Origin of the sequence: Actinotalea sp. (assembly GCF_035443605.1) — a bacterium.
Classification (GTDB): domain Bacteria; phylum Actinomycetota; class Actinomycetes; order Actinomycetales; family Cellulomonadaceae; genus Actinotalea.
On sequence record NZ_DAORSQ010000063.1, the window covers coordinates 2,175 to 12,692 of the forward strand.

The following is a 10,518-nucleotide window of genomic DNA, read 5'->3' on the forward strand; positions in this document are numbered from 1 at the left end:
CTCGAGGTCCGGCACGGGCTCGTCGGCGGGCGCGAGGTCCGCTGCGAAGTCGAGGTCCGCTGCGAGCTCGTCGATGACGGGCGCCGGGTCCGGCCAGTCGCTGGGCATGGGGCCGAGGTCGGTCTGCGAGTGCGCCCCGCAGCCGTGGTCCATGCTCACCACGCGGCCGTCGTCGCCGGACCACTCGTTGGCGCACACGCCGAACTCGGTGCGCAGCGACCCGGCCAGCAGCAGCATGAACGCGCACGTCGAGCACGGTGCGCTGGCAGCGACGGCCGTCGGTGCCATCGGGCCGTGCGAACCGGCGTACCACCGCTGCGCGGCGTCCGAGCGGCCCTGCCAGGACAGCACGCGCTCGCGCCCCAGCCCCAGCTCGAAGAACGCGGTCGCGTCGGTGTCGAGGTCACCGGTCGCCTCGAAGCCCTGCTCGAGGCGGTCGTCGTCCGCCAGGTACGGCAGCACGTCGCCGGGGCCGAGGTCGCCTGGACGCAGCCGCTCGGACCACGGCACCCACACGGGCGCGAGGATCGCGTCGGGTCCGGGCAGCAGATCGACCTCGCACACGGTCGCCGCGCGGCCCCGCGGCACGCGCGCGACGGTGACCGTCCAGCGCCAGCCCACGTAGCCGGGCGCGGTGGCGGCGAAGCTGTGCGACACGAGGCGCTCGCCCACGACGACCACCCCGAGGTGCTCGCCGACGAGCTCCGGGCGCTCGGCGACCTCCTGCGCGGCGGCGCGCGCAAGGTCGACGGCCGAGGCCAGGACGGCGTCCTTCGTCGCGGTGGCCATCAGCCCTCGAGGTCGTCCGAGACGGCCCGGAGCAGGGAGGCGATCTGGGTCGCCTTGGCCTTCTCGGGGTAGCGGCCCCGGCGCAGGCTGTTGCCCACGCCGTCGAGCAGCTTGATGAGGTCCTCGACGATGATCGCCATGTCCTCCGCGGGCTTGCGCTGCGCCTTGACCACCGACGGGACGGGGTCGAGGAACGTCACCGACAGCGCCTGGGGGCCGCGGCGGCCGTCGGCCACCCCGAACTCGACCTTGGCACCGGGCTTGGGCGCGGGGGCCCCGGCCGGCATCGCGGAGGCGTGCAGGAAGACCTCCTCGCCCGCATCGTTGGCGATGAAGCCGAAGCCACGCTCGGCGTCGAACCACTTGACCTTGCCGGTAGGCACGGGAACCCCTGACGGGACGGAGGAGATGGACGGCCACCAGGCTACCGGGCGGACCGGGACCCGGCCGCCGCAATTCCGGCGCGACGGGCTACCAGGCGACGGCGAGCACCACGTTGAGCACGGTGAGGCCGCCGATGAGGCCCCAGGTGCGCGTGCTGACCGACTCCTTGCGCCGGCCCAGGACCACGAGCGCGCCGATGACGAGCAGGACGAGGAGCTTCACGCCCACCTTGGTGTTGTTGACGTCCTCCGGGTCGAGCGCCTGCTCGACGCCGACGAGGAGCAGCCCGGTGACCAGCTGGGTGAGCACGCCGTGGAACATCGCGGCGTTGACCACCTTGACCGGCGGCTTGATCTGCACGAGGAACCCGCCCAGCAGGCTCGCCAGGCCGAGGAAGTGCAGCACGAGCGCGATGTCCTTGACGATCTCCACGCGGTCTCCCGGTGTGCGGCCGGGTCTCCCCGGGACGATGGCTGGACGGTCGACGGCGGTGGCGCCGGACTGCGGTGATCCTACGGCCCCGTATCGTGGTGCGGATGGCCACCTACACCGAGCACCTGCGCGAGCGCGGTCCGGACGGGCTGGCCGCGCTGCTCGCGCTGCGCCAGGACCTGGCCGCCCCTCCGCCGGCATCGGTCCGGGCCCTCGGCGCCCGTGCCGCGAGCCGCGCGAGCCTCGAGCGCGTGCTCGCCGCGCTCGACACGCACGTGCTGCGCGTCCTCGAGGCCGTCGTGGCGCTCGAGGGCACGGTGCTGCCAGCCCCCACCACGGAACAGCTCGCGCTGGCGCTGGGCGAGGAGGTCGACGACGCGGTGGCCACGGGGCTCGCGCACGCCGTGCTGTGGTCCGACGACGGCCTGCACCCGTGCCCCGGGCTCGCCGACCTCATCGGGCCGTACCCGGCGGGCCTCGGCCCCTCGCTCGGGGCCACCCTGGCGCGCCGGTCCGCCGCCTCCCTGAGCACCCTCGCCGAGCAGATCGGCGCGCCGGCCGCGACCGCCGAGGCCGTGGCGGCGCACCTCGCCGGGCCCGCGACCGTCCCGCTGCTGCTCACCGACGCGCCGCGCGGCGCGGCGCAGGTGCTCGACGCCCTGGCCTGGGGCCCGCCCGTCGGCCGGATGCCCGACGCGCCCGGCCCGGCCCAGACCGCCGTCGGCTGGCTGCTGGCGCACGGCCTGCTCAGCGGCGGGGACCCGCAGCACGTGGTGCTCCCGCGCGAGGTCGCCCTGGCCCTGCGCTCGGGACGCACGCATCGCGACCAGCCGCCGGCGCCCCGTCCGACCCCCCGCGACGTGCCGGCCGCGACGGCCGACGCCGAGTCCGCCCGGGCGGCGCAGGACCTCGTGCGGCTCGCGGGCGGCGTGCTCACCGCGTGGGGCCGCGAGCAGCCGGGCGTGCTGCGGTCCGGCGGCCTTGGCGCGCGCGAGCTGCGCCGGCTGTCCACCCGCCTCGAGGTGGACGAGACCACCACAGCCCTCGTGGTCGAGGTCGTCGCCGCGGCCGGGCTGGTGGTCGACGACGGCGAGGACCCGCCGTCGTTCTGCCCCACGACCGCCGCGGACGTGTGGGCAGCCCTGCCGCCCGCAGAGCGCTGGGCGCAGCTGGCCCAGGCGTGGCTGGGCGCCGAGCGCGCCGCATGGCTGGTCGGCACGCGCGACGAGCGCGGCGCGCTGCGCACGGCGCTCGACCCCGAGTCCCGACGTCCGTGGGCGCCGCGGCTGCGCCGCGCGGTGCTCGGCGTGCTCGCCGAGGGCGCCATGACCACCGAGCAGGTGCACGACGTCCTCGTGTGGCGCACCCCCCGCGCCGCGCCCGCCCTGCACGCCGTGTCCGCGGTGCTCGCCGAGGCCGAGGCGCTGGGCGTCACCGGCGCCGGCGCCGTGGGCGCGGCCGGGCGTGCCCTGCTGGCCGGTCAGGACGCCGCGGGCACCGGCGCCGCACTGGCCGCGCACCTGCCGCCGTCGGTGGACCACGTGCTCCTCCAGGGCGACCTCACGGGCGTCGTGCCAGGGCGGCCGTCCGAGGCCCTCGACGCCCTGCTCACCGCGTGCGCGCTGGTCGAGTCCCGGGGCGCCGGGGTGACGGTGCGCTTCACCGAGGCGTCCGTGCGGGGTGCGCTCGACACGGGCCGCAGCGCGGAGGACCTGCTCGCCGAGCTGTCCCGGCACGCCCGCAGCGGCGTGCCGCAGCCGCTCGAGTACCTCGTCCTCGACGCCTCGCGACGGCACGGCCAGGTGCGCGCCGGCCTCGCGTCCTCCTACCTGCGCGGGGACGCCGCTGCGCTCGTCGGGCTCGCCGAGGACCGCGCGCTCGCCGGGCTCGGGCTGCTCCGCCTCGCCCCCACCGTCATCGCCGCGCAGGTGGCGCCGGCCACGCTCGTCGCGGCGCTGCGCGAGCGCGGGCTCTCCCCCGTCACCGAGGACCCGACCGGCCAGGTGGTGCTGCTCGACGAGAGCCCGCGCCGCGTGCGCGTGCCGCGCCGCGCCGCGCGCACCGCGGACGCGCCCGGCGCGGATCCAGCTCCCGACGTCGCCGCGGCCACCGAGCGCCGCCTGCGCCGCGTGGCGCGGGACCTGCTCGCCGGGGACCGCCGCGAGGCCGCAGCCGGACCGGGACCCGAACCCGACCCGAGCGACCCGGTGCTCGCCCTCGCGCAGCTGCGCGACGCCGTCGCCCACGGGACCGAGGTGTGGCTCGACGTCGTCGGGCCGCAGGGCACGACGCGGCGCCGGGTGCGTCCCGTGCACGTCGACGCCGGCCGCGTGCGCGCGATCGACGCCGAGCGCGAGGCAGAGCTGACCGTCGCCGTGCACCGGATCGCCCTGGTGACCCCGGTGCAGGCGGACACCACCGAGGGAGCCCGATGACCGACCGCCCCGCCGGACCGCTCATCGTGCAGAGCGACAAGACGCTGCTGCTCGAGGTGGACCACCCGGACGCGGACGCGTGCCGCCGCTCCATCGCGCCGTTCGCCGAGCTCGAGCGCGCACCGGAGCACGTGCACACGTACCGGCTGACGCCGCTGGGGCTGTGGAACGCCCGCGCCGCGGGGCACGACGCAGAGCAGGTCGTCGCCGTGCTCCTGGAGCACTCGCGCTACCCCGTGCCGCACGCGCTGCTCGTCGACGTCGCCGAGACGATGGCCCGCTACGGCCGGCTCCAGCTGGTCGACCACCCCACGCACGGCCTCGTGCTGCACGCGCTGGACCGCGCCGTGCTCGAGGAGGTGCTCCGCTCGCGGCGCACCGCAGGCCTCCTCGGCGCCCGGCTGGACGCCGACGACGTCGTCGTGCACCCCTCCGAGCGCGGGCACCTCAAGCAGGTGCTGCTCAAGCTCGGCTGGCCGGTCGAGGACCTCGCGGGGTACGTCGACGGCGAGGCCCACCCCATCGCCCTGGTGCAGGACGGCTGGTCGCTGCGGCCGTACCAGGAGCATGCCGTGGAGGGGTTCTGGCACGGCGGCTCCGGCGTCGTGGTGCTGCCCTGCGGGGCCGGCAAGACGATCGTCGGCGCCGCGGCGATGGCGCGCTCGCAGACCACGACGCTCATCCTCGTGACGAACACCGTCGCGGCCCGCCAGTGGCGCGACGAGCTCGTCAAGCGCACGACCCTGACGCCGGACGAGATCGGCGAGTACTCCGGTGCCCGCAAGGAGGTCAAGCCGGTCACCATCGCGACCTACCAGGTGCTCACGACGCGCCGCAAGGGCGTCTACACGCACCTCGAGCTGCTCGACGCGCGCGACTGGGGCCTGGTGGTCTACGACGAGGTGCACCTGCTGCCCGCGCCGATCTTCCGGATGACCGCCGACCTGCAGGCGCGCCGCCGCCTGGGCCTGACGGCCACGCTGGTCCGCGAGGACGGCCGCGAGGACGAGGTGTTCTCGCTCATCGGGCCCAAGCGGTTCGACGCGCCGTGGAAGGACATCGAGGCCCAGGGGTACATCGCCCCCGCCGACTGCGTCGAGGTGCGCCTCACGCTGCCCGAGCGCGACCGGATGGCCTACGCGACGGCCGAGCCGGAGGAGCGCTACCGGCTCGCCGCGTGCGCACCGGCCAAGAACCGGGTGGTCGAGCACCTCGTGGCCGCCCACCCGGACGACCAGGTGCTCGTCATCGGCCAGTACCTCGACCAGCTCGAGACCCTGGCCGACCACCTCGACGCCCCGCTCATCACGGGGGCCACGACGGTCCGCGAGCGCCAGCGGCTGTTCGACGCGTTCCGCGCCGGCGAGGTCACCCGGCTCGTCGTGAGCAAGGTCGCCAACTTCTCGGTCGACCTGCCGGAGGCCGCCGTGGCGATCCAGGTCAGCGGGTCGTTCGGCTCACGCCAGGAGGAGGCGCAGCGCCTGGGCCGCATCATGCGCCCCAAGGCCGACGGGCGCACCGCGCACTTCTACGCCGTGGTCTCGCGGGACACCGTCGACCAGGACTTCGCCGCCCACCGCCAGCGGTTCCTCGCCGAGCAGGGCTACGCCTACCGGATCGTCGACGCCGAGGACCTCATCGGGCACTGACCCGGCGCCGACCCGATCGGCCTCAGGCCGTGACGGCCAGCGCGGCACGCTCGCGGACCAGCGCGGCGAACCGGTGCGCGATCGCCCGGCCGGCGTGCTCGACGTCGTCCGCGCGAGCGCGGAACTGCTCCACCACCTCGGCGGTGTCGACGTCGTCGTGCAGCTCCGCCCACCCGGCGAAGACCTCCTCGGAGACCTCGGGGTGGAACTGCAGGCCCCAGGCCGAGCCGACCCGGAACGCCTGGTACGGGTAGAGCCGCGAGGAGGCGAGCCACACGGCGCCGGAGGGCAGGTCGACGACGGCGTCCGCGTGCATGGACGGCATGGCGGCGAGCACCCCGCCGTTGAGCGGGTGGTCAGCCGGGACGTCGGCGGCGAGCCCGCCGAGCAGGGCGTCGGCCGCGGCCTCGGGGCGCGGGTGGATGTCGATGACGCCGGCCTCGCGCCCGGGGGGCGCCGCCACCTGCACCTGGCCGCCGGTGGCGGCCGCGAGCAGCTGGGCGCCGAGGCACAGGCCCAGGGTGGGCAGGCCCGCGACGGAGGCCTGCGCCAGGAGGTCGCGCGTGGCCGGCAGCCACGGCGAGGCGGGGTCGACGACGCTGCCCTGGCCACCCAGCACGAGCAGGCCGTCGCCGCAGTCGGCCAGCATGGGGATCGCGTCGCCGGCCCACGGTCGCACGACGGCGAGGGTCACGGCGGGCGTGGCGACGTCGGGGGTCTCGGTCAGCCAGCCGGCGAAGCGGTCCAGCGGGACCGACGGCATGTTCTCGATGACGGTGAGGATCATCGGGCGATGATAGACATCCCATCTTTCGTGCCGGAAGCCGAAGGGCCCGCTCCGGCCCCGTTCGGCCGTGTGTGCTTCGTCACGCCCGCGGAGCTGATCTACGTTGCACGCGCCCGCCGCAGGGTCGAGGATCGAGGGGTGCACCGACGTCGATCCCGCCTGCCCCGGACCACCCCGCTCGCCCTGCTCGTCGCGCTCGCCGCGGGGGTCGGGCTGACGGTCCTGGGGGCCGGGCCGGCCGCGGCAGAGGACCCGATGGACCTCACGGCCGACGTCACGGACACCGCCGGGGTGCTCGGCGACCGGGTCGACGACGTGCAGGCCGCGCTCGACGCGCTGGCCGACGCGACGCAGTACCAGCTGTTCGTCGTCTACGTCGACACGTTCGGCGACGCCTCGGCCGCCGACTGGGCCACGACGACCGCGATCGCGTCCGACCTGGGGCGCGACGACCTGCTCCTGGCCGTGGCCGTCGAGGACCGCTCCTACTTCGTCTCCGTCGACGACGCCATCGAGCTCACCGACGACCAGCTCGACGCCGTCGCGACCGAGCGGATCGAGCCGGCGCTGTCGCAGGACGACTGGGCCGGCGCGGCCATCGCCGCGGCGCAGGGCTACCAGGACGCCGCCGGCGGGGGTACCGGGACGGGCTCGACCTCGGGCGGCCGCGGCTGGGTCACCCTGCTCGTCGGCGGGCTCGCGGTCCTCGCGCTCGTCCTGCTGGTCCGCTCCCTGCGGCGGCGCGGCGGCGCGGCGCGCGGCCCGCTCGACGGGCCCGCCGCCATGGCCGCCCTGCCGACCGCCGACCTCAGCCGCCGCGCGAGCAGCGCCCTCGTGGCGCTCGACGACGCCCTCAAGACGTCCGAGCAGGAGCTCGGCTTCGCCCAGGCGCAGTTCGGCAACCAGGCCACGCGCGCGTTCGGCGAGGTGGTCACCCAGGCGAAGGCCCAGATCGGCCGCGCGTTCACGCTGCGTCAGCAGCTCGACGACGCGACACCGGAGACCGAGCAGCAGGCCCGCGCGATGATGCTCGAGATCCTCGCGCTGTGCGAGCAGGCTGACACCGCTCTCGACGCGCAGACCGACGAGTTCGACCGGCTGCGCGACCTGCAGGCCCGCGCCCCGCAGGTGCTCGAGGAGACCGGGCGACGGGCCGAGGAGGTCGCCCGGCGCCTCCCGGCGGCGCAGGCGGCGCTGACCACTCTCGCCGCGACCTACCGCCCGGCCGCCCTGGGCTCGGTGCAGGACAACGTCACGCAGGCGACGGCCCTGCTGGACGGCGCGCGGACGAGCGTCGCGCAGGGGCTGGCCGCGGTGGCGTCCGACCGCGCCGCCGCCGTGGGCCTGGCGCGCACGGCGGAGGACGCCGTCGGCCAGGCCGTGACCCTCCTCGACGCGGTGGACCACGCCGGTGCGGACCTCGCGGCCGCCGGCGCCCGGATCGACGCCTCGCTGACCTCGCTGGGCGCCGATGTGGCCGACGCCGCGCGCATCGCCGCTGCCGACCCCGCCGTCGCGGCGACCGTGGCCACCGCCCGCCGGGCGCTGGACGCCGCACCGGCCGAGCGGGCGAGCGGGGACCCGCTGGCCGCCCTGCGGAGCCTCGTCGAGGCGGAGACCGCGCTCGACGCCGCCCTCGCGCCGGCCCGCGCCGCTGCCGAGCAGGCCGAGCGCGCGCGGGCCCAGCTGGCCGGGATGCTCGGCCAGCTCGCCTCGCAGGTCCGGGCCGTCTCGGACTTCATCGAGACCCGACGCGGGGCCGTGGGCGCCGAGGCGCGCACGCGCCTGGCGGAGGCCGCCCGGCTCGCCCAGGAGGCCGAGCGGTCGAGCGCGACGGACCCGGCCGGTGCCCTCGGGGTCGCCCAGCGGGCCCAGCAGCTCGCCGGGCAGGCCCAGCAGCTCGCCGAGGCCGACGTGTCCCGCTGGCAGCAGCAGCAGGGCGGCGGCGGGCCGCGCGCCGGCGGCGGGCCGAGCACCGGGTCGCTGGTGCTCGGCGGGATCCTGCTCGACCAGATCCTCGGCGGGGGCGGCGGCTTCGGCGGCGGCTCCTCCGGCGGGTTCGGGGGCGGGTCGTTCGGCGGGTCGTCCCGCTCCGGCGGCTCGCGGTCGTCCGGGCGGTCCTCCGGCCGGTCCACCGGGAGCTTCGGCGGCGGCGGCACCCGCGGTCGCCGCGGAGGGGGTGGCCGCTTCTGACGTCACGCCTCGACACACGGCACCAGCACCGCACCACCGAACGGAAGGCACTCGCACATGGCTGAGAAGCAGACCATCCTGGGTCGCATGGCCCAGCTGGCCAAGGCCAACATCAACGCGCTCATCGACCGGGCGGAGGACCCGGAGAAGCTGCTGGACCAGATGGTCCGCGACTACACCAACTCCATCGTCGAGGCCGAGGACGCCGTCGCGGTGACGATCGGCAACCTGCGCCTCGCGGAGGCGGACCACGCCGAGGACGTCGCCGCCGCGGCCGAGTGGGGCGGCAAGGCCATGGCGGCCTCCGCCAAGGCCGACCAGCTGCGCACCGCCGGCAACGTCGTCGACGCCGACCGGTTCGACAACCTCGCCAAGGTCGCCCTGGGCAAGCAGATCGCGTCCGAGGGCGAGGCCGCCGCGGCCGAGCCCATGATCGCGTCCCAGACGGACGTCGTCGAGCGCCTCAAGGCCGGCCTGGTGCAGATGAAGGACAAGCTGGAGCAGCTGCGCTCCAAGCGCGACCAGCTCGTCGCCCGCGCCAAGACCGCCCAGGCGCAGTCCCAGGTGCAGGAGGCGATCGGCTCGATCAACGTGCTCGACCCGACGTCCGAGGTGTCCCGCTTCGAGGAGAAGGTGCGCCGCGAGGAGGCCCGCGTCGCCGGCCAGGCGGAGATCGCCGCCTCGTCGCTCGACGCGCAGTTCGAGGAGCTCGAGGACGCCGGGGAGACCCTCGAGATCGAGGCCCGGCTCGCCGCGCTCAAGGGCGGGTCGTCCCCGGTCGTCATCGAGGCGACGCCCGTCGCCCCGCAGATCGGTTCTGGCCTCTGACCTGCTCGTCGACGCGTGACGGCGCCGTACCCCACCTCGGGGTGCGGCGCCGTCGTCGTTCCGTGCCGTCGTGGTGCGCACCGGGCGCTCAGGTCGCTCCCAGCCGGCTCCCAGGTTCGCGCGGGACACTGGGCCCATGACCGAGCCCGCGCGCGCCCCGGAGGCCCGGCTCGTCGTCGTCGACGACGAGCCGACCATCCGTGAGCTGCTCACCACGTCCCTGCGGTTCGCCGGGTTCGAGGTGCGCGCCGCGGCCGACGGCGCATCGGCCCTCGCGCTCATCGCGGCAGACGAGCCCGACCTCGTCGTGCTCGACGTCATGCTGCCCGACCTGGACGGGTTCGCGGTGACCCGGCGGATGCGCGAGCGGGGTCAGCACGTCCCGGTGCTGTTCCTCACGGCCAGGGACGACACCGGCGACAAGGTCATCGGGCTGACCGTCGGCGGGGACGACTACGTCACCAAGCCGTTCAGCCTCGAGGAGGTCGTCGCGCGGATCCGCGCCGTGCTGCGCCGCACGCGGCCGGGCGACGGCGCGTCGTCCTCCGTGCTGCGGTACGCCGACCTCGAGCTCGACGAGGACTCCCACGAGGTGCGGCGGGCCGGCCGGGTCATCGAGCTCTCCCCCACCGAGTTCACGCTGCTGCGCTACCTCCTGCTCAACCCCGGGCGGGTGCTGAGCAAGACCCAGATCCTCGACCACGTGTGGCAGTACGAGTGGGGCGGCGACGGCTCGATCGTGGAGTCGTACATCTCCTACCTGCGCCGCAAGATCGACCGCGCGCCCGGCGACGTGCAGCCCGTGCCGCTCCTGCACACCAAGCGCGGCGTCGGCTACGTGCTGCGCCTGCCGCCGAGCGCGGGGTGAGCCCGTGCTGACCTGGAACCGTCAGCCGCTGCGCACCCAGCTCACGGTGGTGTTCGCCGCGCTGCTCGTCGTCGGCCTCGGCCTGACCGGCGTGACCGCGTTGACCCTGCTGCAGCGCTCGCTCGTCGGGCAGGTCGACACCCAGCTGGCCAC

At 75.9% G+C, this 10,518-nt stretch carries 9 protein-coding genes; 5 read left to right on the forward strand and 4 right to left on the reverse strand.

The features are described 5' to 3' along the window. From PKY62_RS08425 to PKY62_RS08435, 3 genes are all read right to left on the reverse strand, one after another. The coding region (locus PKY62_RS08425) for a DUF3027 domain-containing protein (RefSeq protein WP_324536263.1) at nt 1–789 on the reverse strand (789 nt) is incomplete at its 3' end. Next, complete coding sequence (locus PKY62_RS08430) at nt 789–1,172, reverse strand: cold-shock protein (RefSeq protein ID WP_324536264.1); 384 nt, start codon at nt 1,170–1,172, stop codon at nt 789–791. The genes PKY62_RS08425 and PKY62_RS08430, both read right to left, overlap by 1 nt. Before the next feature lie 88 nt (nt 1,173–1,260). Beyond that, a complete protein-coding gene (locus PKY62_RS08435; RefSeq protein ID WP_324536265.1) occupies nt 1,261–1,605 on the reverse strand; it encodes a hypothetical protein in 345 nt (114 codons plus the stop codon). 104 nt (nt 1,606–1,709) lie between these two features. Between PKY62_RS08435 and PKY62_RS08440 the strand changes: the two genes are divergently transcribed. Both PKY62_RS08440 and PKY62_RS08445 read left to right on the forward strand, forming a co-directional pair. After that, the gene (locus PKY62_RS08440; RefSeq protein ID WP_324536266.1) at nt 1,710–4,040 is read left to right on the forward strand and encodes a helicase-associated domain-containing protein; all 2,331 of its coding nucleotides are present in this window, start codon (nt 1,710–1,712) and stop codon (nt 4,038–4,040) included. Further along, the gene (locus PKY62_RS08445) at nt 4,037–5,689 is read left to right on the forward strand and encodes a DNA repair helicase XPB (RefSeq protein ID WP_324536267.1); all 1,653 of its coding nucleotides are present in this window, start codon (nt 4,037–4,039) and stop codon (nt 5,687–5,689) included. Before PKY62_RS08440 ends, PKY62_RS08445 begins: the two co-directional genes overlap by 4 nt. Nucleotides 5,690–5,711: 22 nt before the next feature. Here the strand turns inward: PKY62_RS08445 and PKY62_RS08450 are convergent, their stop codons facing one another. Further along, nucleotides 5,712–6,476, reverse strand: coding sequence for a type 1 glutamine amidotransferase (locus tag PKY62_RS08450; RefSeq protein WP_324536268.1), 765 nt, complete (start codon nt 6,474–6,476; stop codon nt 5,712–5,714). A gap of 138 nt (nt 6,477–6,614) precedes the next feature. Here PKY62_RS08450 and PKY62_RS08455 point away from each other — a divergent pair, with 138 nt between their 5' ends. The 3 genes from PKY62_RS08455 (at nt 6,615) to PKY62_RS08465 (ending at nt 10,365) form a co-directional block, all read left to right on the forward strand. Further along, on the forward strand, nt 6,615–8,669 hold the full coding sequence (locus tag PKY62_RS08455) for a TPM domain-containing protein (protein WP_324536269.1): 2,055 nt from the start codon (nt 6,615–6,617) through the stop codon (nt 8,667–8,669). Between the two features lie 57 nt (nt 8,670–8,726). Then, on the forward strand, nt 8,727–9,497 hold the full coding sequence (locus PKY62_RS08460; RefSeq protein WP_324536270.1) for a PspA/IM30 family protein: 771 nt from the start codon (nt 8,727–8,729) through the stop codon (nt 9,495–9,497). A 136-nt stretch (nt 9,498–9,633) separates the two neighbouring features. Beyond that, entirely contained in the window at nt 9,634–10,365 is a 732-nt protein-coding gene (locus PKY62_RS08465) for a response regulator transcription factor (RefSeq protein ID WP_324536271.1), read from the forward strand. Nucleotides 10,366–10,518 lie beyond the last annotated feature (153 nt).

Bases quoted from the DNA above. Each gene is read 5' to 3' on its own strand.
- PKY62_RS08440 (WP_324536266.1), top strand. From the start codon at position 1,710: ATGGCCACCTACACCGAGCACCTGCGCGAGCGCGGTCCGGACGGGCTG.
- PKY62_RS08445 (WP_324536267.1), top strand. From the start codon at position 4,037: ATGACCGACCGCCCCGCCGGACCGCTCATCGTGCAGAGCGACAAGACG.
- PKY62_RS08450 (WP_324536268.1), bottom strand. From the start codon at position 6,476: ATGATCCTCACCGTCATCGAGAACATGCCGTCGGTCCCGCTGGACCGC.
- PKY62_RS08460 (WP_324536270.1), top strand. From the start codon at position 8,727: ATGGCTGAGAAGCAGACCATCCTGGGTCGCATGGCCCAGCTGGCCAAG.
- PKY62_RS08465 (WP_324536271.1), top strand. From the start codon at position 9,634: ATGACCGAGCCCGCGCGCGCCCCGGAGGCCCGGCTCGTCGTCGTCGAC.